The 21,363-nt window shown below is 72.6% G+C and carries 21 protein-coding genes; 2 read left to right on the forward strand and 19 right to left on the reverse strand.

The features are described 5' to 3' along the window. Window position 1 precedes the first annotated feature (1 nt). Genes NHL53_RS04830 through dusB form a run of 4 tightly spaced genes read right to left on the reverse strand, consistent with a single transcriptional unit; the run spans window position 2 to window position 5,163 of the window. Complete coding sequence (locus NHL53_RS04830; RefSeq protein ID WP_433775700.1) at window positions 2-802, reverse strand: ATP-binding cassette domain-containing protein; 801 nt, start codon at window positions 800-802, stop codon at window positions 2-4. A 41-nt stretch (window positions 803-843) separates the two neighbouring features. Beyond that, window positions 844-2,691: a DNA primase gene (dnaG, locus tag NHL53_RS04835; protein ID WP_433775703.1), complete on the reverse strand. Its 1,848-nt coding sequence runs from the start codon at window positions 2,689-2,691 to the stop codon at window positions 844-846. Next, on the reverse strand, window positions 2,691-4,040 hold the full coding sequence (locus tag NHL53_RS04840) for a deoxyguanosinetriphosphate triphosphohydrolase (RefSeq protein ID WP_433775704.1): 1,350 nt from the start codon (window positions 4,038-4,040) through the stop codon (window positions 2,691-2,693). The genes dnaG and NHL53_RS04840 overlap by 1 nt, the downstream gene beginning before the upstream one ends. Next, window positions 4,030-5,163 carry a tRNA dihydrouridine synthase DusB gene (dusB, locus tag NHL53_RS04845; RefSeq protein WP_433775773.1) on the reverse strand — a complete coding sequence of 378 codons (1,134 nt, stop codon included), beginning with the start codon at window positions 5,161-5,163 and terminating at the stop codon, window positions 4,030-4,032. The genes NHL53_RS04840 and dusB overlap by 11 nt, the downstream gene beginning before the upstream one ends. A gap of 99 nt (window positions 5,164-5,262) precedes the next feature. Between dusB and NHL53_RS04850 the strand changes: the two genes are divergently transcribed. Continuing rightward, the gene (locus NHL53_RS04850) at window positions 5,263-5,763 is read left to right on the forward strand and encodes a glutathione peroxidase (RefSeq protein ID WP_433775705.1); all 501 of its coding nucleotides are present in this window, start codon (window positions 5,263-5,265) and stop codon (window positions 5,761-5,763) included. Here NHL53_RS04850 and NHL53_RS04855 read toward each other — a convergent pair. From NHL53_RS04855 to recO, 4 genes are read right to left on the reverse strand one after another with little or no spacing between them, the layout of a single operon-like run. Continuing rightward, window positions 5,732-6,319: an NUDIX hydrolase gene (locus NHL53_RS04855; RefSeq protein WP_433775706.1), complete on the reverse strand. Its 588-nt coding sequence runs from the start codon at window positions 6,317-6,319 to the stop codon at window positions 5,732-5,734. The genes NHL53_RS04850 and NHL53_RS04855 overlap by 32 nt on opposite strands. 2 nt (window positions 6,320-6,321) lie before the next feature. After that, complete coding sequence (locus NHL53_RS04860; protein ID WP_433775707.1) at window positions 6,322-7,764, reverse strand: hypothetical protein; 1,443 nt, start codon at window positions 7,762-7,764, stop codon at window positions 6,322-6,324. After that, a complete protein-coding gene (locus NHL53_RS04865) occupies window positions 7,761-8,564 on the reverse strand; it encodes an isoprenyl transferase (RefSeq protein ID WP_433775708.1) in 804 nt (267 codons plus the stop codon). The genes NHL53_RS04860 and NHL53_RS04865 overlap by 4 nt, the downstream gene beginning before the upstream one ends. After that, window positions 8,561-9,295 carry a DNA repair protein RecO gene (recO, locus tag NHL53_RS04870; protein WP_433775709.1) on the reverse strand — a complete coding sequence of 245 codons (735 nt, stop codon included), beginning with the start codon at window positions 9,293-9,295 and terminating at the stop codon, window positions 8,561-8,563. The genes NHL53_RS04865 and recO overlap by 4 nt, the downstream gene beginning before the upstream one ends. 36 nt (window positions 9,296-9,331) lie before the next feature. On the opposite strand from recO, the gene NHL53_RS04875 reads away from it, so the two are divergent. Further along, entirely contained in the window at window positions 9,332-10,162 is an 831-nt protein-coding gene (locus NHL53_RS04875) for a trimeric intracellular cation channel family protein (RefSeq protein ID WP_433775711.1), read from the forward strand. A 138-nt stretch (window positions 10,163-10,300) separates the two neighbouring features. Here NHL53_RS04875 and leuA read toward each other — a convergent pair whose 3' ends face one another. From leuA to NHL53_RS04930, 11 genes are all read right to left on the reverse strand, one after another. Beyond that, on the reverse strand, window positions 10,301-12,055 hold the full coding sequence (gene leuA, locus NHL53_RS04880) for a 2-isopropylmalate synthase (RefSeq protein ID WP_433775712.1): 1,755 nt from the start codon (window positions 12,053-12,055) through the stop codon (window positions 10,301-10,303). A gap of 186 nt (window positions 12,056-12,241) precedes the next feature. After that, window positions 12,242-13,141 (reverse strand): GTPase Era, encoded by a 900-nt coding sequence (era, locus tag NHL53_RS04885; protein ID WP_433775713.1) that lies wholly within the window; start codon window positions 13,139-13,141, stop codon window positions 12,242-12,244. Continuing rightward, the gene (locus NHL53_RS04890; protein ID WP_433775715.1) at window positions 13,138-14,565 is read right to left on the reverse strand and encodes a hemolysin family protein; all 1,428 of its coding nucleotides are present in this window, start codon (window positions 14,563-14,565) and stop codon (window positions 13,138-13,140) included. Before NHL53_RS04890 ends, era begins: the two co-directional genes overlap by 4 nt. Continuing rightward, entirely contained in the window at window positions 14,562-15,029 is a 468-nt protein-coding gene (ybeY, locus tag NHL53_RS04895) for an rRNA maturation RNase YbeY (protein ID WP_433775716.1), read from the reverse strand. The genes NHL53_RS04890 and ybeY overlap by 4 nt, the downstream gene beginning before the upstream one ends. Continuing rightward, the gene (locus NHL53_RS04900; protein WP_433775775.1) at window positions 15,026-16,039 is read right to left on the reverse strand and encodes a PhoH family protein; all 1,014 of its coding nucleotides are present in this window, start codon (window positions 16,037-16,039) and stop codon (window positions 15,026-15,028) included. Before NHL53_RS04900 ends, ybeY begins: the two co-directional genes overlap by 4 nt. 40 nt (window positions 16,040-16,079) lie before the next feature. Then, on the reverse strand, window positions 16,080-16,427 hold the full coding sequence (locus tag NHL53_RS04905) for an HIT domain-containing protein (protein ID WP_433775717.1): 348 nt from the start codon (window positions 16,425-16,427) through the stop codon (window positions 16,080-16,082). A 28-nt stretch (window positions 16,428-16,455) separates the two neighbouring features. Then, window positions 16,456-17,184: a 16S rRNA (uracil(1498)-N(3))-methyltransferase gene (locus NHL53_RS04910; protein ID WP_433775718.1), complete on the reverse strand. Its 729-nt coding sequence runs from the start codon at window positions 17,182-17,184 to the stop codon at window positions 16,456-16,458. Between the two features lies 1 nt (window position 17,185). Continuing rightward, window positions 17,186-18,295 carry a molecular chaperone DnaJ gene (gene dnaJ / locus NHL53_RS04915; protein WP_433775719.1) on the reverse strand — a complete coding sequence of 370 codons (1,110 nt, stop codon included), beginning with the start codon at window positions 18,293-18,295 and terminating at the stop codon, window positions 17,186-17,188. A 76-nt stretch (window positions 18,296-18,371) separates the two neighbouring features. Further along, window positions 18,372-19,406, reverse strand: a complete 1,035-nt coding sequence (hrcA, locus tag NHL53_RS04920; protein WP_433775720.1) for a heat-inducible transcriptional repressor HrcA — start codon at window positions 19,404-19,406, stop codon at window positions 18,372-18,374. An 85-nt stretch (window positions 19,407-19,491) separates the two neighbouring features. Beyond that, window positions 19,492-20,712 (reverse strand): radical SAM family heme chaperone HemW, encoded by a 1,221-nt coding sequence (hemW, locus tag NHL53_RS04925; RefSeq protein WP_433775721.1) that lies wholly within the window; start codon window positions 20,710-20,712, stop codon window positions 19,492-19,494. Then, window positions 20,712-21,353 carry a DUF1990 family protein gene (locus tag NHL53_RS04930; RefSeq protein WP_433775722.1) on the reverse strand — a complete coding sequence of 214 codons (642 nt, stop codon included), beginning with the start codon at window positions 21,351-21,353 and terminating at the stop codon, window positions 20,712-20,714. The genes hemW and NHL53_RS04930 overlap by 1 nt, the downstream gene beginning before the upstream one ends. Between the last annotated feature and the right edge of the window lie 10 nt (window positions 21,354-21,363).

Below are 21,363 nucleotides of genomic sequence, written 5' to 3' on the forward strand. Positions count from 1 at the left end.
GTCAGGCCTCCGGCGTCGCGCCCCGCAGGAACGCCAGGTCGGAGCTCGCGCCCGGGGTCGCGAGCGGCTCGCCCCCCGCGGGCTGCACGGCGGTGACGCATCCGTTCGAGAGCACCATCCGGTCGGCGTCGATCTCCGCGGCGAACGACGCGTCGTTCGTGATGACGAACGCCGCCATGCCCCACTCCTCGCGGCGGCGGAGGATCGCGTCGCGCACGACGTGCCGCACCTCCACGTCGATGCCCGCGAGCGGCTCGTCCGCGACGAGGAGCCGGGGGTCGAGCACGAGAGCGCGGGCGAGCGCCACGCGCTGGCGCATGCCCGCGCTGAGCTCGTGCGGGAACTTCGATGCGGCCCCCAGGGGCAGGCGCACCTCGTCGAGCAGCGCGGAGACCCGCACCTCGAGCTGGCGGAGGTTCACCCGCCGATCCCGCGCGGCGACCGGGCGGGCGATGATCTCCCCGATCGTGAGGTCGGGGTCGAACGTCACTCCGGCATCCTGCGCCATGTATCCGACGCGGAAGGTCAGCACGCTGCGCGCGCGTCCCGGGTGCGCGGCGTCGATGCCGCACACGGTCGCGCCGCCGCCGACGATCCGCGTCGAGTGGTCGCGCTCCCCCGTCAGCGCGATCGCGAGCGACGACTTGCCGGATCCCGTGGGACCGGACACGCACAGGGCCTCCCCGAAGGGCAGGCTCGCGGTCATCCCGTCGACGGCCCGCACCGCGTCGGCGCCGCGCCCCCTGCTCACGCTCAGGTCGTCGAGCACGAGCGCCTCGTCTGTCAGCTCCGGTGTGCGCATCCGTCCATCATCGTCGATCCGATCGCGATCGTCGACTCGCCTCACTCCCCGACGAGCCGCTGCCGCTCGGCATCGAGATCGCGCAGCCGCATCCGCACGGCGCGGCCCTCGTCCGACTCCGGGGGGACGCGCTGCACGGCGCCGAGCAGCTCGCTCTTCTCGCCGTCGAGCGCGCGCACGATGATGCGCCGACAGAGGGCGTTCGCCGAGACCGCGGCGTGCTCCTCGTCGCGGGCGGGGAAGTCGCGCACGAGCACCTCTCCCCCCAGCTGCCGCAGCGCAGGTGGCAGTGCGTCGATGGCGGCCTGGCCCCACCCCGGCCGGGTGCGATCGACCCCCGCGACCGCCACCCGCACGGCTTCGAGGGCCGGCGTGCGGAACTCCGTCGCGAGCGTGCGCTGCAGGATCGTCGGGTCGATCCGGTGCCCGTACTGCAGGATCCCCGTCAGCGCGTCGCGCTCGATCGCCACGTCCGTGGTGGGAGGCAGAGCGGAGAGCGTCGCGGCCGGCGACGCCGCCTGCGCCCCGGCGGACGCGCTCTGGCGACGCTCCTGGCGCGAGCCGCCCCGCGCCGCCTGCTCCACCTCGCGGTGCACGTCGGTCGGATCCATGCCGAGGCGCTGGGCGAGCACCCGCTCGTATCCGGGCCGCAGAAGGCGGTCGCGGATCTCGGCCACGATGGGGGCCGCCGCCCGCAGCGCGCCGACGCGCCCCTCGACGGTCGAGAGCGGGAATCCCGAGAGCTTGCGGTCGATGACGAACTCGAACATCGGCGCGCGGTGGTCGAGCAGCCCGCGCACGGCGGCGTCGCCGCGCTGCAAGCGCAGATCGCACGGGTCGAGCCCGTCGGGAGCGACGGCCACGAAGGTCTGCGCCGAGAACCGGTCCGCCTCCGCGAAGGCCCGCAGCGCCGCCTTCTGCCCCGCCTCGTCGCCGTCGAAGGTGAAGATCACCTCGCCGGTCGCGGAGTCGTCTCCCATGACCCGGCGCAGCATCGTGATGTGCTCGGACCCGAACGCCGTGCCGCACGTCGCGACCGCCGTCGTGATCCCCGCGAGGTGGCAGGCCATCACGTCGGTGTAGCCCTCGACCACGACCACTCGCTTCGGGTCGCCGCGGGAGATGTCGCGCTTGGCGAGATCCAGGCCGTACAGCACCTGGTTCTTCTTGTAGATCGGCGTCTCGGGCGTGTTGAGGTACTTCGGCCCCTGGTCCTCGTCGTAGAGCTTGCGTGCGCCGAACCCGATCGTCTGCCCCGTCACGTCGCGGATGGGCCAGACGACGCGGCCCCGGAACCGGTCGTACGCCCCGCCGCGCTGATTCGTCGACAGCAGGCCCGCCGTGATGAGCTCGTCGCGCGTGAATCCCTGCGCGCTGAGCGCCTTCAGCAGGCCGTCCCAGCCGCGCGGCGCGTAGCCGACGCCGAAGTGCGCCGCGGCGCCCGGGTCGAACCCGCGCCCGCCCAGGAACGCGCGGGCGGCCTCCGCGTCGGGGGTCATGAGCTGCTCGCGGAAGAACTCCGCGGCCGCCGTGTTCGCGGCGAATAGGCGCGCGCGCCCGCTCGTCTCGGGCGCAGGCCCTCCGCCCTCCTCGTAGTGGAGCGTGAAGCCGATGCGCTGCGCGACGCGCTCCACCGACTCCGCGAAGGTCATGTGGTCCATCTGCTGCAGGAACGTGTAGACGTCGCCGGACTCGCCGCAGCCGAAGCAGTGGTAGAAGCCCTGGCTCGGGCGCACGTTGAAGCTCGGGCTGCGCTCGTCGTGGAACGGGCAGAGCCCCTTGAGGGATCCGACCCCCGCGGACTTCAGCGCGACGCGCTCGCCGATGATGTCGGCGATGTTCGTGCGCGCTTTGACCTCCTCGACGTCGGCCTGGCGGATCCGCGGCATCAGACGGCCTCCACGGGCGACGGCTGGGCCGCCCGCATCCAGATCCCCACCTCGGCCGGGTCGATGTCGCCGACGAGCCGCGAATGCCAGGCGACGGCGGACTGGTCGGTGAGGCTCGCGACCTGGTCGACGATGACGCGCTTGCGCTCCGCGTCGCTGCCCGCCGCGAGGTAGTCGGCGGTGAACGCCGGGTCGAGCTGGTCGGCGCCGGACGACCAGAGCGTGTCGGCCGCCCAGAGGGCGTCGGCGATGCGCACGAGCACCTTGCGCTGCTCCTCGTAGACGGTGCGGCGCGCGTCCAGCGACACGATCGAGGCGCCCATGATGCCCTTCAGCACCGCGATCTCGACCTCGATCTCGCGCGGGATCACGACGTGCGCGCCGTAGCGGGTGAGCGTCTCCCCCGCGAAGCGCTCCCGCGTGGCGGCGACGGCGGTGCTCGCGAAGCGCCCGATGAGGTCGCTCGTGAGGTTCTTCAGCCGCGCGAGGTCGCGCCGCGAGCGGTCGAACGACCGCAGCCACATGGGCTGGCGCGTGAGGCGGTACAGGGCGTCGGCGAGCTCGTCGCGGCCGAAGTCGTACCCCACCCACGACTGGATCTTGCCGATGAGCGGGTGATGCTCGATCGGATCCGCGAGCTGGGCGACGTCGACGTAGCCGTTCACGACCGCGTCCTCGAAGTCGTGCACCGAGTAGGCGATGTCGTCGGAGAGGTCCATGACCTCCGCCTCGATGCAGCGCACGCGCTCGGGGGCGTCGTCGCGCATCCAGCGGTATACGGCCTCGTCCTCCGGATACACGCCGAACTTGAGCCGGCCGCCCGGATCGGCGACGGGATCCGACGCGGTCCAGGGGTACTTGCAGGTCGCGTCGAGGGTGGCGCGCGTGAGGTTGAGGCCCACGGAGTCGTCTCCGTCGAGCACCTTGGCCTCGAGCCGGGTGAGGATGCGGAGCGACTGCGCGTTGCCCTCGAAGCCGCCGATGTCGGCGGCCCACTCGTTGAGCGCCCGCTCGCCGTTGTGGCCGAACGGCGGATGCCCGAGGTCGTGGCTGAGGCACGCCGTGTCGACGACGTCGGCCGACAGGCCGAGCGCCGTCGCGAGCTCGCGCCCCACCTGGGCGACCTCGAGCGAGTGCGTCAGGCGGTTGCGCGCGAAGTCGGCGTCGCTCGCGGGGCTCAGCACCTGGGTCTTCGCGGCGAGGCGCCGCAGCGCCGCCGAGTGCAGCACGCGCGCACGGTCGCGGGCGAAGTCGGCCCGCTCGGAGCGGTGCGTCTCGACGAGGAAGCGCTCGGCGTCGCGCTCGGCGTACCCGGCCGGGATGCGGCCCGCCGGACGATCAGCCGCCACTGGTATCGAGCTCCGCGTCCTGCAGGTCGGCCGATGCCGCGCCGTCGAGGCTGCGCGAGTCGAGCCATCCCTCGGGGAGGATCGGCCGGCGCGCGTGACCCGCCCGGCCGCGCGGCCCCTCGACCGCCTCGCCGGGATAGGGGATCGACGGGTCGAGCTGGTCGATCAGCCGGTCGATGTCGGCCAGCGAGGAGACGTTCGCGAACGCGCCGCGCGTCTCGCCGCCGACCGGGTACCCCTTGAAGTACCAGGCGGCGTGCTTGCGGATGTCGCGGCAGCCGCGCTCCTCGTCCTCGAAGAAGTCGACGAGCAGCTCGGCGTGGCGCCGGAACGCGGCGGCGACGAAGCCGAGCGACGGGCGCACGGTCGGCGCGTCGCCGCCGAACGCGTTGGCGAGGTCGCCGAACAGCCAGGGCCTGCCGAGGCATCCCCTGCCGACCACGACGCCGTCGCAGCCGGTCTCGTCGACCATCGCCACGGCGTCCTCCGCGCTCCAGATGTCGCCGTTGCCGAGCACGGGGATGCTCGTCACCGTCTGCTTGAGCTCGGCGATCGCGGCCCAGTCGGCGGTGCCGGAGTAGGAGTCCTTCAGCGTGCGCGCGTGGAGCGAGACCGCCGCGGCGCCGACGTCCTCCGCGATGCGCCCCGCGTCGAGGAACGTCAGGTGGTCGTCGTCGATGCCCTTGCGCATCTTGACCGTCACCGGCACGTCGCCCGCCTGGTCGACGGCGCTCTTCACGATGTCGCGGAACAGGTCGAGCTTCCAGGGCAGCGCGGAGCCGCCGCCCTTGCGGGTGACCTTCGGCACGGGGCAGCCGAAGTTGAGGTCGATGTGGTCGGCGTGGCCCTCCTCCGCGATGATCCGCGCGGCCTCGCCCGTGTACCGCGGGTCGACGCCGTAGAGCTGGATCGACCGCGGCGTCTCGGAGGGGTGGTGCTCGATGAGCTTCATCGTGACCGCGTTGCGCTCGACGAGCGCCCGCGTCGTGATCATCTCCGTCACGTACAGCCCCGCGCCGTACTCGCGGCACAGGCGCCGGAAGGCCATGTTCGTCACGCCCGCCATCGGGGCCAGCACGACGGGCACGTCGATGCGGAGCGGCCCGATCCGCAGCGGGGGCATCACGCGGGGCTCGGGGGCGCTCCGGGTCTCGAGGGCGATCGTCACCCGCTCATTCTCTCATCCCTCCCCGAGGGGGAGCCTCAGGTCTAGCCTGGTCGCATGAGCGATGCACCAGACCCCCGCACCATCCCGTTCTCCGACGCCGCAGGCGCCGAGACGACGCTCGCCGAGATCGCGGGAGACGGCCCCGCGCTCGTCGTGAACGTCGCCTCGAAGTGCGGCCTCACGCCGCAGTACGCCCAGCTCGAGGAGCTGCAGCGCGCCTACGGCGACCGCGGCCTCACCGTCGTCGGCTTCCCCTGCAACCAGTTCATGGGCCAGGAGCCCGGATCGATGGAGGAGATCCTCGACTACTGCGCGACCACCTGGGGCGTGAGCTTCCCGATCGCCGACAAGATCCGGGTGAACGGCTCGCACGCCGCGCCCCTGTACCGGGCGCTGAAGAAGACGAAGGACCACGCGGGGCTCGCCGGCCCTGTCGCCTGGAACTTCGAGAAGTTCCTCGTGCTGCCCTCCGGCGAGGTGGAGCGCTTCCGCCCGCAGACCACGCCCGACGACCCGGCCGTCGTCAGCGCGATCGAGGCCGCGCTCCCCCGCTGAGCCGCCAGATCTGGTATGCCGCGAGCGACATGCCGTCGCGGATCCGGCCGTCCGCGATCGCGCGGTCGATCTCGTCGACGCTCATCCAGCGCCACCGATCGACCTCCCCGTCGCCCTCGTCGGCGGGATCGGGATCCTCGACCGTCGCGGCGACGACCGCCACGCGCGACGAGAGCGTGCCCGAATCCGGATGGAAGATCCCGATCTGCCGCGCGTCGGCGGCGATGAGCCCCGTCTCCTCGCGGAGCTCCCGCACGGCCGCATCCCGCCCGGACTCCCCCGGGTCGGCGCCGCCGCGCGGCAGCTCGAGCGTCCACTCGTCGAGCGCGAGGCGCCACTGGCGCACCACCGCGAGGCGGCCGTCGTGCACCGCGACCGCCACGCCGCCGGCGATCTCCCCGTCGCCGACGCGCACGAACTCCCAGTGCTCCGGGGCATGGCCCGGGCGCTCGACCCGCGCCCGCACGACCCGCAGGGGCGAGGGCGCCGAACCCGCGTAGACGACCCGCTCGTCGCTCACGAGGAGCGGGCGGCCGCCGGTCTCCGGTGTCTCCATCGTCATCCCTCCGTCTGGACGAACATCGTGGTCGAGAGGCTGCGATCGCGGATCTCCCAGAGGCGCCGCAGCTGCGGCAGCACGTCCGCGGCGCGCTCGACGATCACGACGGCGATCGTCGTGAGCAGGATCCCCTGGGCCCCGACCCCGTCGAGCAGGGCCGATCCGATCGCGATCGCGGCGAGGAGCGCGATCAGCGCGCTCGACCGGCGCAGCGCGCGACGCTCGCGGCGGAGCGTGCGCTGCGACGAGAACTCCCGCAGCGCGTAGGCGATCGCGCGGGCCGCGCCCCGCGAGGGCGCGCTCCGCCACTCCGCGATCGCGTCGCGGTGGGCGTAGGCGAACTGCCCGAACGCGCTCGCGGTCATCGCGGCGAGGCGGCCATGGGCGTTCCCGGAGAGGACCACGCGGCCGGTCGTCGGCGTGTCCGGACCGAGCGCGCCGGCCAGGAGCCGCGACCAGGACGGGTTCTCCTCCAGCAGCAGCCAGCCCGCGTCGTGCCGGTCGGCCAGCCCCTGCTGATAGCGGAAGTCGTACCAGGCCTCGACGAGGCCGATGTCGGCGAGGGCGCCGTCCCGCTCGTCGCCGGGCGCCGACCCCGCGGACGCGTCGCGGGCCCGCCGGATCAGGCGGAACGCCTCCGCGCGCATCGGCGTCTCCCGCAGCTCGTCGAGCAGCGTCGCGGCGGCCGGCGCGAGCTCCGCGGCGCCGGCCGCGCTCGCGGGCTCCTCCGGGGCGCGAGCGCCGCCCTGGATGCCGTAGGGCCGGTACCGGATCCGCCCGCGCGCGATCGCCTCCGCCCACGCCTCCCACGCGCGGGCCAGCCCGCGCAGCGCTCCGCCCGGCAGCCGGTACGCGCTCTCGAGGGCCTCGACGAGCGCCACGGGGACCCGAGCGTCCGCGGCCCGGAACACCTCGTCGGCGTCCCGCCCGCCCAGCCGGTCGAACATCGCGTGCAGCTCGTGTTGCCGGTCCGGGTCGCAGAGCGCGTCGAGCGACGAGAGATGCATGCGGTTGAAGACGGCGTCGTCCGTGCGGGCGCCGAGGAAGAACTGCCGCAGCGACTCGCCGAAGGTCGCGGCGCGACCGCGGATCTCGAGCGCCCCCGCGGTGCCGTCGAGCGAGTCGATCACGAAGTCGGGGCCGAACGCCAGCGGGAACACCCCGTCCAGCACCTGGCTGTCCGTGAGGACGACGGTCGGCGCGCTGATCGACGCGAGGCGCAGCGCTCCCCGGTACCAGCGGCGCGCCTCCTCCTCGCCGCCCCGACGCGACGCGGGCACCGGCGCGGATCCGAAGCGCTCCGCGATCCGGTCGGGAAGGGTCGCCGCCCCGCTCTCCTCCTCGACGAGCCGCCGCCACCGCCGCGCCTGCTGCACGCTGTCGAACTCGTAGACCATGACGGCCTCGGCCCCGATCGCGGAGCGCGGCGAGGGGGCCGTCATGAGGACGAGGACGCCCGGTCGATCGCGCCGCCGTAGCGACGGTCGCGGCTGTGGAAGGCGCGGATCGCGTTCCACAGGTTCACCCGCGAGAACTCGGGCCAGAGGGCGTCGTCGAACACCATCTCGGCGTAGGCCGACTCCCAGAGCATGAAGTTGCTCGTGCGCTGCTCGCCGCCCGAGCGGATGAACAGGTCGACGTCCGGCATGCTCGGGACGTAGAGGCTCCTCGCGATGGTCTTCTCCGTGATCGCGCTCGGCTTCAGGCGCCCCGCCTGCACGTCCTCCGCCATCCGCCGCATCGCGTCGACGATCTCCCACCGCCCGCCGTAGTTGATGCACATCGCGAGCGTCATCGTCGTGTTGTCCTTCGTGAGCTCCTCCGCGACGCGCAGGTCCTTGATGACGGACCCCCACAGCTTCGGCTGCCTGCCCGCCCACACGACGCGGACCCCCCAGGCGTTGAGCTGGTCGCGGTGCTTGTGCAGCACCTCGCGGTTGAATCCCATGAGGAAGCGCACCTCGGCGGGCGAGCGCTTCCAGTTCTCGGTCGAGAAGGCGTAGACGGAGAGGTTGCGCACCCCCGCCTGCACGGCGCCGGCGATCGTGTCGAGCATCGCGTCGACCCCGATGCGGTGCCCCTCCGTGCGCGGCAGGCCCTGGCTGTTGGCCCAGCGCCCGTTGCCGTCCATGACGATCGCGACGTGGTTCGGGACCGCGCCCGCGAACACGGGCGGCTCGATCCCCGTCCAGTTCAGGGGCTTGAGCGGCTCCGCATCGGGGTGGGTGTACGGATGCGTCATCGGGACCTCCGAGGGGTGCTGCCGAGCGAGCGCATCGCCCGCTCGAGGTGGAACTGCGCGTAGGCGGCGACCACCCCCGCGGCGCGATCGAGATCGCCCTCCGCGGCCTGGTCGACGCTCTCCCAGTCGCCGCCGAGCAGGGCGCCCGCGAGCTGCCGGGTGCGCGCGTCGAGCCGGGGGGACCCCGCGGGGGCGCAGCGCGCGCACAGCACGCCGCCCGCCTGGGCCTGGAAGCGCGCGTCGTCCGTCTCCTCGCCGCAGCGCGCGCACGCGTCCAGCTGGATGGTCCACCCCGACAGGCCGAGTGCCCGCAGCAGGTAGGAGTCGCGCGTGGCCTGGGGGCGGTGCTCGCCGCGCGCGAGGGATCGCAGAGCGCCGACGAGCAGGAAGAACTGCTGCGGCGCCGCGTCTCCCTCCCCGACGAGCCTCTCGGCCGCCTCCGCCATGGCGCTGGCGGCCGTGTAGCGGTCGTAGTCGGCCGCGATGTCGGCACCGTACGCGCCGATCGAGTCGACCTGCTGCACGATGTCGAGGTTGCGTCCGATCGAGAACTGGCCGTCGACCACCATGAACGGCTCGACGCGCGCGCCGAAGCGGCTCGACGTGCGGCGCACGCCCTTCGCGACCGCCCGCACCTTGCCGTGCTGCCGCGTCAGCAGGGTGAGGATCCGGTCGGCCTCCCCCAGCTTGTGCGTGCGCAGCACGACGGCGTCGTCACGGTATGTCGGCATCGTGTCATTATCCCCTTCCCTGGCACGATGGAAGCCGTGACCGAACCCCTCTGGACGATCCCGCTGTGGGCGGATCTGCTCGGCGTCGGACTCGGAGGCGTGCAGGGCGCGATGCACGCGGCGGAGTTCCGCGACCGCCCGCAGCGGATCGACTGGCTCGGCGTCGCGCTCATCGGCATCATGATCGGCATGGGCGGCGGGTTCATCCGCGACGTGCTCGTCGGCGAGCCGCCCGCGACCCTCCGCAGCCCCTGGTACCTCATCTCCGCCGGCGGGGCCGCCCTCATCGGCATGTGGCTGTCGGCGGTGCTGACGCGCGTGCGGCGGCTGATCGTCGCGCTCGACGCGGTCGTGATCGGCATGTTCGGCGCGTTCGGCACCGTCAAGGCGCTGAGCTTCGGGATCCCGGTGCTGCCCGCCGTGTTCATCGGCGCCTGCGCGGCGGTCGGCGGAGGCGTGGTCCGAGACATGATGCTCGGCGTGCCGGTCGCGATCCTGCACGTCGGGTCGTTCTACGCGGCCGCCGCGGCCATCGGGTGCACGTCCCTCGCGGTCGCGCAGCTCCTGGGCCTCGACATCGTCGCCTGCGTCATCCTCGGCATCGTCGTCACGGCGGTCACGCGCATCCTCGCCGTGGAGCTGGGCATCAACCTGCCCGAGCAGAAGGCGATCCGCCGTCGGCGCGTGCTCATCGACACGGGCGAGATCCCCATCATCGAGGCGCGCGACGTGCGCACCATGGCGGACCTCGGCGACCTTGACGCGACTGGGGCCATCATCCTCCCCGACCCCGACCGCCCCCATGCGGACGAGCGCGCGGAGGACGACGACTCGGACGACGGGGATCCCGCGCCGAGCCGCCGCTGACCGGGACCGGACAGCACAGAGGGCGGGCGGAGGGGGATCGTCCCTCGCTCGTGCCCGCCCTCTGTCGTGGATCGCCCCGCGGCTCCGGCGCCGTCGTCGCGCAGGTCGTGCGCTCGCGACGGCGTCGGGGCCCGCGCGTCACACCGCGACGAGCTGCTGCTCGCGCATGCGGATCGCGCGGTTCACGGCGGAGACGATCGCCTTCAGCGACGCCGTCGAGATGTCGCCGTCGATGCCGACGCCCCAGAGCCGGGTGTCGTCGACCTGCACCTCGACGTACGCGGCGGCCTCGGCGTCTCCCGAGGCGCTCAGCGTGTGCTCGCTGTAGTCGTAGAGGGTCACGTCGACCCCGCGGCCGCGCAGCACCTCGAGGAACGCCGCGATGGGGCCGTTGCCCTCCGCCTGCGCCTGGATCTCCTCGTCGCCCTCGCGCATGACGACCTCGAGCGAGCCGTCGCCGTCGCCGCGCGTGTGGGAGGTCGTGCTGACGAGCTCGTAGCGGCCCCAGGACGTGTCGCGGGCGCCGGACGGCAGGTACTCGTCCTGGAAGATCGTCCAGATGTCGTCGCTCGTGACCTCGCCGCCCTCGCTGTCGGTGCGCGCCTGCACGACGTTGGAGAAGTCGATCTGCAGACGACGCGGCAGGTCGAGCTTGTGGTCGGCCTTCAGGAGGTAGGCGACGCCGCCCTTCCCGGACTGCGAGTTGACGCGGATGACCGCCTCGTACGAGCGCCCGAGGTCCTTCGGGTCCACCGGCAGGTACGGCACGGCCCAGGTGAGATCGTCGACGGATCCGCCCTGCTCGGCCGCACGCGCCGCCATCGCCTCGAAGCCCTTCTTGATGGCGTCCTGATGCGACCCGCTGAACGCGGTGAAGACGAGGTCGCCCGCCCAGGGGCTGCGCTCGGGGACCGGCAGCTGGTTGCAGTGCTCGACCGTGCGCTTGACCTGATCGATGTCGCTGAAGTCGATCATCGGATCGATGCCCTGCGTGAACATGTTCACGCCCAGAGCGACGAGGTCGACGTTGCCCGTGCGCTCGCCGTTGCCGAACAGGCACCCCTCGATGCGGTCGGCGCCGGCCATGTAGCCGAGCTCCGCGGCCGCCGTGGCGGTGCCGCGGTCGTTGTGCGGGTGCAGCGACAGGATGACGTTCTCGCGGTGGTCGAGGTGGCGGTTCATCCACTCGATCGAGTCGGCGTAGACGTTGGGCGTCGCCATCTCGACGGTCGCCGGCAGGTTGAGGATGACCTTGCGCTCGGGGGTGGGGACGAAGATCTCCATCACCCGGTTGCAGATCTCGGCGGCGAACTCGAGCTCGGTCCCCGTGTACGACTCGGGCGAGTACTCGTAGTAGACGGTCGTCTCCGGGATCGTCTCCTCGTACTGCTTGCACCACCTGGCGCCCTGCAGGGCGATGTCGATGATGCCCTGCTCGTCGGTGCGGAACACGACCTCGCGCTGCAGGGTGCTCGTCGAGTTGTACAGGTGGACGATCGCCTGCTTCGCGCCGGCGATGGCCTCGTAGGTGCGCTTGATGAGGTGCTCGCGCGCCTGCGTCAGCACCTGGATCGTGACGTCGTCGGGGATGAGGCCGTCGTCGATCAGCTGACGCACGAAGTCGAAGTCGGTCTGGCTCGCGGCCGGGAAGCCGACCTCGATCTCCTTGTAGCCCATCTTCACGAGCAGCTCGAACATGATCCGCTTGCGATCGGGCGTCATGGGGTCGATGAGCGCCTGGTTGCCGTCGCGCAGGTCGACGGCGCACCAGCGAGGCGCCTTCTCGATGCGGTTGTCCGGCCACGTGCGGTCAGGGAGGTCGACCCGGATCTGCTCGTGGAACGGGAGGTAGCGGTGCACCGGCATGCCGCTGGGCTTCTGATTGTTCTGCATCTTCTCGTCTCTCAAGGGGTTCGCGGAAAGGGCCACGCGAAGCTCCGCGACGAGAGGGCCCTGACTACGAGGTCTCGCCGCGGCGACTAAGGAGAAGCAGACCGAAACGGTGCATGCCGCAACGATAGCACGCAGAATGCGCAGTCCGCGCCGCGCTCGGCGCGATCCGGCTGCGCATTGTGCTCCTCAGAAGCCGAGGCGGCCGAGGTGCTTCGGATCCCTCTGCCACTCCTTCGCGACGCGCACGTGCAGCGAGAGGAAGACCCGCGTGCCGATGAGCGGCTCGATGTCGGCGCGGGCGCGGGCGCCGACGTCGCGCAGCCGCGCGCCCTTGCGCCCGATGATGATGGCCTTCTGGCTGTCGCGCTCCACGACGATGTCGGCGTAGATGTCGGTCAGCTCGGGCTTGTCCTCGCGCGGCGCGATGTCCTCCACCGTCACGGCGATCGAGTGCGGCAGCTCGTCGCGCACGCCGTCGAGAGCCGCCTCGCGGATCATCTCCGCGACGCGGTCCGAGACCGACTCGTCGGTGACGACGTCATCGGGATACAGGGCGGGTCCTTCTGGCATGAGGCCGAGCAGCTCGTCCGCGAGCACGTCGAGCTGCTCGCCCGTCTCGCTCGAGACGGGGATCACGGCGTGCCAGTCGTCGCGCAGCTGATCGACCTCCATGAGGCGCTCGAGGATCTCGTCGCGCGAGGCCGCGTCGGTCTTCGTCACGAGGGCGATCTTCTTCGCCCGCGGGTACCCGTCGAGCGATGCGGCGATGCGGCGGTCCCCCGGCCCCACCTTCTCCGGCGCCGGAGCGCAGAACGCGATGACGTCCACGTCGCCCAGGACGTCCTCGACGAGGTCGTTGAGGCGCTGGCCGAGCAGCGTGCGGGGACGGTGGACGCCCGGGGTGTCGACCACGACGAGCTGCCCGCCCGGCCGGTTGAGGATGCCGCGGATCGCGCGGCGCGTCGTCTGCGGCTTCTCGCTCGTGATCGCGATCTTCTCGCCCACGAGCGCGTTCATGAGCGTGGACTTGCCCACGTTCGGGCGCCCCACGAAGGTCACGAACCCGCTGCGCGTCTCGGATGTCATCGGCTCTCGTCCCTCTTCCTGCTCTTCTGTCCGCGTCGGCGCGTGCCGTCGCCGGCGCCCTCGATCGCGATGGCGACCGTCGCGGGCGGCCGGTCGTCGGCGAGCCCCGGCACGCGGATCTCCCCCGTGCGCGGCTCGCGCCCGCGCACCTCGTCGAGCGTGCGCAGCCCCGCGCCCCGGTCGACGAAGACCGTCTCGATGCCGCGGCCGCGACCGCGGGACGTGCCGCCGGTGACGAGGAGACCCGCGACCTCCGCCTGCTCCCCCGGCTGCGGCACGTGGCCGATGACCTTCGCGAACAGCCCGCCGATCGAGTCGACGTCCTCGTCCTCGATGTCGAGCCCGAAGAGGTCGCCGACCTCGTCGAGCCCCAGGCCCGCGCTGACGCGGTAGGTGCCGTCGGGGAGGGCGACGACCTCGTTCGAGCGCCCGTCGTACTCGTCGGAGATGTCGCCGACCAGCTCCTCGATGAGGTCCTCCAGCGTGACGAGGCCCGCGATGCCGCCGTACTCGTCCACGACGAGGCACACGTGCACCTGGTCGGCCTTCATCTGCTGCAGGAGCGTCTCCGCGCGCATCTGCTCCGGAACGAACACCGCCGGCCGCGCGTAGGCGCGCACCCCGCTCGCGCGCCATCCCGCCGGAGCGCGGAAAGCGTGCTGCACGAGGTCCTTCAGGTAGAGCACGCCGACGACGCTGTCGACGTCGCCGTCGATCACGGGGAGACGGGAGAACCCGCTCGCGAGGAACTCCTCGACGGCCTCGGCGACCGTCGCGTCGGCCTCGATCGTGACCATCTCGGTGCGCGGGACCATGACCGCGCGCACGACCTGATCCGTGAAGTCGAAGACCGAGTGGATGAGCTCGCGGTCGTCGGCCTCGATGAAGGCGTGCGAGGCCGCCTCGTCGACGATCGACAGCAGCTGCTCCTCCGACTCGATGCCGCCGCGGCGCCCCCCGGGAATGACGCGCGCGCTGAGCGCCGCGAGGGCTCCCGCGATCGGCCCGACGACGACGCGCGCCGCGTGGATCGCGGGGGCGCCGAACGCGAGCACGCTGCGGGCGTAGCGCCTCCCGGCCGTCGCCGGCGCCGGCGCCGAGGCGACGACGACGTAGATGACCGCCGACATGACGAGGACCGAGACGAGGGTGCCCCACAGCTCGCTCGTCCACAGCATCGCGAGGGCGGACGACATGAGCGCGACCGCCCCGACGTCGGCGACCACCCGGACGAACGTGACCGTGTTGTCGTGCGCGTCGCGATCGTGCGCGAGATGCGCGAGCGCGCGGGCGTTCCGGCCCTCGGCCGCCATCTCCGAGAGATCGGAGGTCGACGTGACCGCCAGGGCGGCGTCGAGGGCGGTCATGAGACCGGCGATCCCGACGAGCAGGATCGCGCATGCGATGAGGATCCCCTCGATCATGCGCGCCTGCGCCGCCTCTCCTCGAGGGCGAACGAGGTCAGCAGCTCGCGCTGCAGGCCGAACATCCGCCGCTCCTCGTCGGGCTCCGCGTGATCGAAGCCCAGCAGGTGGAGCAGTCCGTGGGTCGTGAGCAGCAGCATCTCGTCCTGGAGGGAGTGGCCAGCCGTGTCGGCCTGCGCCTGCGCGACCTGCGGGCACACCACGATGTCGCCGAGCAGCCCCGGCGGCGTGGGCAGGTCGGCCGACCCCGGCCGCAGCTCGTCCATCGGGAAGCTGAGCACGTCCGTCGGCCCCGGCTCGTCCATCCACTGCACGTGCAGCTGCTCCATGGCGGCCTCGTCGACGAGGAGCAGCGCGAGCTCCGCGTCGGCGCTCACGTGCATCGCGCGGAGGTCGTGCTGCACGAGGCGCAGCAGCGTCGCCTCGTCGACGTCGACGCCGGACTCGTTGTTGATGTCGATCATCGACCGCTCCGCTTCGTCGTGGGTCGAGGCGTCATGCCCCGCCTCCGCTCGGCCCTGTTCGCGAACTCGTGCGCCTCGTCGAGCTCCGCGCGCCGGGCCGTGCGCTTCTCGTCGTAGGCGCTGTAGGCGTCGACGATGCGTCCGACGAGCGCGTTCCTCACGACGTCGTCGGCGGTGAGCCGCGCGAAGTGGATGTCGTCGACGTCCCCGAGGATCCGGCTCACGACGCGCAGCCCGCTCGTGCCGCCCGGCAGGTCGACCTGCGTGACGTCGCCCGTCACGATCATCTTCGTGCCGAAGCCGAGCCGTGTGAGGAACATCTTCATCTGCTCGGGGGTGGTGTTCTGCGCCTCGTCCAGCACGACGAACGAGTCGTTGAGCGTGCGGCCGCGCATGTACGCCAGGGGCGCCACCTCGATCGTGCCGGCCGCCATGAGCTTGGGCACGATCTCGGGGTCCATCATCTCGTTGAGCGCGTCGTAGAGGGGGCGCAGGTAGGGGTCGATCTTGTCGGTGAGGCTGCCGGGCAGGAAGCCCAGCCGCTCGCCGGCCTCGACCGCGGGGCGCGTGAGGATGATGCGGCTCACCTCGCGCCGCTGCAGCGCCTGGACCGCCTTCGCCATGGCGAGGTAGGTCTTGCCTGTGCCCGCCGGGCCGATGCCGAACACGATCGTGTTCTCGTCGATGGCGCGGATGTAGTCGCGCTGTCCCATCGTCTTGGCGCGGATCACCTTGCCGCGCGCCTGCAGGACCGGCTCGCCGAAGGCCTCGCTCGGCCGCTCGCCGGTCTGCTGCAGGACCCGGTCGGACGTCTCGACGTCGGCCGGCGCGAGCTCGTGCCCGTTCCGCGTCATCGCGAGCAGCTCGTCGACGAGCGCGCGGGCGCGCTCGACCGCCGCGGCCTCGCCGCTCAGGGTGATCTCGCTGCCGCGGACGTGGACGTCGACATCGGGGTGCTGCTTCTCGACCATGCGGAGGAGCCTGTCCTGCGGTCCGAGCAGCTGGACCATCGCGACGCCGTCGGCGTGGATGGTGATCGAAAGGGGTTCGTCAGCCAACGAGGCTCTTCTCCTCCAGGTCTCCCGCGAGCACGTGCGCGTGCACGTGGAAGACGGTCTGTCCGGCTCCGGCGCCGGTGTTGAAGATCAGGCGGAACTCGCCGTCGGCCCGCTCGTCCGCGACGCGGCGGGCGAGCGCGACCATCTCGGCGAGCAGCTCGGGGTCTCCCGCCGCGAGCTCCGCGACGTCGCGGTACTGCTCGGTCTTGGGGATCACGAGCACGTGGACGGGCGCCTGGGGGTTGATGTCGGAGATCGCGAAGACCCGCTCTGTCTCGGCGACGATGTCGCCGGGGATCGAGCCCTCGAGGATGCGCGTGAAGACGGAAGGACCGGTCATGCCTACGAGTCTACGGTGCCGAGCGCGCTCACCAGCGGCCGAGCGCGACGTTCAGGAGGGCGATCGCGGCCGGTCCGGCCGTCGAGGTGCGCAGCACGTCCGCGCCGAGCCGCACGCGCTCGGCGCCCGCCGCGACGAGGGTCTCGATCTCCTCGGGAGCGATGCCTCCCTCCGGGCCGACGACGAGGACGATGTCGCGCTCGTCGGGCTCGACATCGACCAGCCGGCGCTCGGTCCAGGGGTCGAGCACGAGCACCCGCGCCTCGCCCGCGCGCGCCGCGATCCGATCCGTCGTCTCGACGGCCGAGACCTCGGGGATCCATGCGCGCAGCGCCTGCTTCGCGGCCTCCCGCACGATGGTCTGCCAGCGGCCCCGCCCCTTCTCGGCCTTCGGCCCCTGCCAGCGGGAGACGCTGCGGGAGGCCTGCCAGGGCACGACGCCGTCGACGCCGAGCTCGGTGGCCGCCTGCACCGCGAGCTCGTCGCGGTCGCCCTTCGCGAGGGCCTGGGCGAGCAGGACGCGGGGCCGCGGGGCGCCGCGCTCCTCGCGCGACGCGACGCGGAGGACGACGCGCCCCCGCTCGACCTCCTCGACCTCCCCCGTCAGCCACGCCCCCGCGCCGTCGGTCGCGGTGACCCGCTCGCCGACGCGCACGCGGCGCACCGACGCCGCGTGGTGGGCCTCCGCGCCGGTGAGCACAAGGACATCGCCCGGCGAGGCGGTCGCGGCGCCGGCGTCGACGAAGTGCAGGGCCACGTCAGGCGCGGAACCGGTCGCGGAGCTTCGAGAAGAGCCCCTGCTGATGCTCCGACAGGCGCGGCGCAGGCGCCTTCGTGCGCTTCGCGAGCTCCTCGACGAGGTGGCGCGTCTTCCCGTCCACCTTCGTGGGCGTCACGACCTGCACCGCGACCCGGAGGTCCCCGCGCTTCTTCGAGCGCAGCCCGGTGATGCCGCGCTCGGGGATCCGCTGGATGTCTCCCGACTGCACGCCGGGGCGCACCTCGAGATCGACCGCGCCGTCGAGGCCGTCGATCGAGGCCTTCGCGCCGAGGATCGCGTCGGTCATCGACACCTCGAGTGTCGCGAGGAGGTCGTCGCCGTCGCGGCTGAACACGGGGTGCGACTCGACCGTCACCTCGACGTACAGGTCTCCGTTGGGGCCGCCGGCGGGGCCGACCTCGCCCGAGCCCGGCAGCTGCAGGCGCAGGCCCGTCTCGACGCCCGCGGGGATGTCGAGGCCCACCGTGCGGCGCGAGCGCACGCGGCCCTGGCCGTGGCATCCCGGGCACGGGTGCGGGATCGTCGTGCCGTATCCCTGGCAGCTGCCGCAGGGCTGCTGCGTGACGACGTTGCCGAGGAGGCTGCGCACCTGGCGCTGCACGTGCCCCGTGCCGCCGCAGACGTCGCACCGCTCGGGCTGCGTGCCGGGCTGGCAGCAGGATCCCTGGCAGGTCTCGCAGAGCACGGCCGTGTCGATCTCGACCTCGCGGTGCGTGCCGAAGACCACGTCGCCGAGCTCGAGCGAGATGCGCACGAGCGCGTCCTGCCCCCGCTCGCGCCGGGAGCGCGGGCGGCCGGCCCTGGCGCCGCCTCCGGCCGCGCCGAAGAAGGCCTCGAACACGTCGCCGAAGCCCCCGAAGCCGCCTCCGCCGAAGCCGCCCTGGTCGCCGCCCATGTCGTAGCGGCGCCGCTGCTCGGGATCGCTCAGCACCTCGTACGCGTGCGTGACGCTCTTGAACTCCTCCGCCGCCTCGGGGCTCGGGTTCACGTCCGGGTGCAGGCGCCGCGCGAGGCGGCGATACGCCTTCTTGATCTCGTCATCGCTCGCCTCGCGCGAGACGCCCAGTACCTCGTAGTGGTCTGCCACAGTCGCCTTTCCGCAGGTCCTCTGCGTGTTCGTTCGATCCGGGTCCCGCCCGGAGCCTCGTGGACGCCGAACCGCCTCAGCGGCTCTCGTCCTCCTCCAGCAACCGGGTCAGGTAGCGGGCGACGGCGCGCGCCGCCGCCAGGTTGCGGGGATAGTCCATGCGCGTCGGCCCCATCAGGCCGACGCGGGCCGTGCCGACGGTCGCGTCGTACTCGCTCGCGATGATCGACGCCTCGCTCAGCCCGAAGGCGGCGTTCTCCCGCCCGATGCTCGCGGCCATGCCGCGCTCGTCGGACGACATCTCGCTCATGAGCCGCAGCAGCGTCACCTGCTCCTCGATCGCCTCGAGCAGCGGGTGGATGCTCCCGCGGAAGTCGTCCTCCCGGCGGGCGAGGGTCGCGGCGCCGGCCATCACGAGCCGGTTCTGCCGGAATCCCTCGAGTTCGTCGAGGATCGCGCTCGCGACCGCGCTCATCGCGACGTCGGCCGGCGTCTCCTGCGCGGCGTCCTCCCGGGCGCGGATCATCCGATCGGCCGCATCCGCCACCGGGATCCCGATGAGCAGAGGGAGCAGACGCAGGCGCATCGCCTCCACGCGCTCCTCGTCAACGGGCGCCTCCAGAGGGGTGATCCGCTGGGAGACCCGGCCCGTGTCGGTCACGACGATGACGAGCACGCGCCGCTCGTCGAGCAGCACGAGCTGCACGTGGGAGATCGCGGCCCGCGCGAACGACGGATACTGCACGAGCGCCACCTGCCCCGTCAGCTGGGTGAGCAGCCGCACGGTGCGGGCGAGGAGATCGTCGAGGTCCGCCGGGTCGGCGAGGAAGGCGGTGATGGCGCTGCGCTGCGCCGCGCTCAGGGGGCGCACGTCGGCGAGATGGTCGACGAACGCCCGGTACCCCTTGTCGGTGGGCACCCGGCCGGACGAGGTGTGCGGCTGGGCGATGAGGTCCTCGTCCTCGAGCATCGCCATGTCGTTGCGGATCGTGGCGGCGGACACCCCGAAGGCGTGGCGCTCGACGATCGACCGGCTGCCCACCGGCTCGTGCGTGTCGACGTAGTCCTGCACGATGGCTCGCAGCACCTGGAGACCCCGTTCGGTGACCATCTGCGCTCCTTCCCGTGCTGGCACTCGATGTCTCGGAGTGCCAATTCTATCGACTGTCCCGGCGCGGGCGCTGGGAGCGACCCGCTCAGTCCGTCAGGGCGCGCACGACCGCGTCGGCGAGGAGACGGCCGCGCAGCGTCAGCACGATGCGGCCCCGCACGGCGTCCGGCCCCTCGACGAGCCCGTCGGCGACGAGCCCCGCGACGGCGCGACGGGCCTCCCGCGACGGGAGCGCGTCGACCGGCATCCCCTCGCGGATCCGCGTCTCGAGCAGCACCCGCTCGAGGAGGCGCTGCGCGTCGTCCGGCGTCTCCCGTCCCGCGGCAGGGGACTCGCCGAGCGCCAGGCGCTGCGCGTACGTCGCCGGGTGCTTGACGTTCCACCAGCGCAGCCCCGCGACGTGGCTGTGCGCGCCGGGCCCGAACCCCCACCAGTCGGCGCCCCGCCAGTACGACAGGTTGTGGCGGGAGCGGTGCTCGACGCCGCGCGACCAGTTCGACACCTCGTACCACCCGAAGCCGGCCTCCCCGAGCAGACCGTCCGCGAGCTCGTACATCTCGGCCTGGAGGTCGTCGTCGGGGGCGGGCACCTCGCCCCGGTGGATCTGCCGCGCGAGCTTCGTGCCCTCCTCGATGATGAGCGCGTAGGCGGAGATGTGATCGGGCTCGTATCCGATCGCCGTCTCGAGCGACGCGCGCCAGTCGGCCAGCCCCTCCCCCGGCGCCCCGTAGATGAGGTCGACGCTCACGTCGAGCCCCGCGCTCCTCGCCGCCTGGACGGCCTGCCCGACGTTCTCGGGCGCGTGCGTGCGGTCGAGCGCGGCGAGCACGTGCGGCACGGCCGACTGCATCCCGATCGACAGGCGCGTCACGCCGGCCCGGGCGAGCTCGCCGACGACCGCGTCGGTCACCGTGTCCGGGTTGGCCTCGACAGTCACCTCGGCGTCGTCCGCGATCCCGAACGCGTCGCGCACGCCGTCGAGCATGCGCGCGAGGTCTCCCGCGGGCAGCAGCGTCGGCGTGCCTCCCCCGAAGAACACCGTGCGCGCCGGGCGCAGCGGACCGGCCTCGGCGAGCACGTCGCGGGCGAGGGCGATCTCCTGCAGGAGCGTGTCGGCGTACTGGTCCTGCCTCGCGCCCCGCAGCTCGGGGGCCGTGTACGTGTTGAAGTCGCAGTAGCCGCAGCGCACCCGGCAGAACGGCACGTGCAGATAGACGCCGAAGTCGGCGTCGGCCGACGGACGGATCCCGCCGGGCAGGCGGCCGTCGGACGGCGCGGGGTCGCCGAGCGGGAGAGCTCCCGCCATCAGGCGAACAGCGGGGAGACGGCGCGCAGGTACGCGGCGTTGAGCGCACGGCGCCGCCGCTTCACGAGCCCGCGGAACATCCGGTGCAGCGTGCCGACCGGACGATCGAACGCGCGCACCTCGAACCAGACCTCGTCGTCGTCGCGCCACTCGACCGACAGCGAGACCTCGCCGCTGACGCTCGTCGCGTCGACCGTGCCGAGCGCGAACGCCACGCGGCGCGGCTCCTCGGTGACGAAGATCACGCGGAAGTCGCCGTCGGTGCGCTTGCCGCGCTCGCGGGAGCGCAGGTGGGCGGTCGCGCCCGCGCTGACATACGGCACCCCGTCCTCGGTGAACCGCTGATCGCCGTCCGTGCTCGACGGGGCGATCGGGGTGCCGTCGGAGTCGAAGCTGACGCCCGTGTACTGCGGGCCGACGGGAGGGCGCACGTCGCTCAGCTCGAGCCCCGCGCCCGTGAGGACCCGCCACGCGAGCAGATCCTCGGCGGCCTTCCGGAAGCGCTCCTCGCCGCTGCCGATCCGCCACGCGTCGACGGCGGGGATGCTCTTCTCCGGCGGGAACTGCAGCAGGTCGGCCGCCTGGGAGGCGCCGACCGCCGCGTAGTCGACGGTCTGGTCGCGGAAGGTCGCCCTGCGCATGTGCTCCACC

The sequence above is a fragment of the Microbacterium sp. gxy059 genome, from assembly GCF_050958665.1.
In the GTDB taxonomy this organism is placed as follows: Bacteria; Actinomycetota; Actinomycetes; order Actinomycetales; family Microbacteriaceae; genus Microbacterium.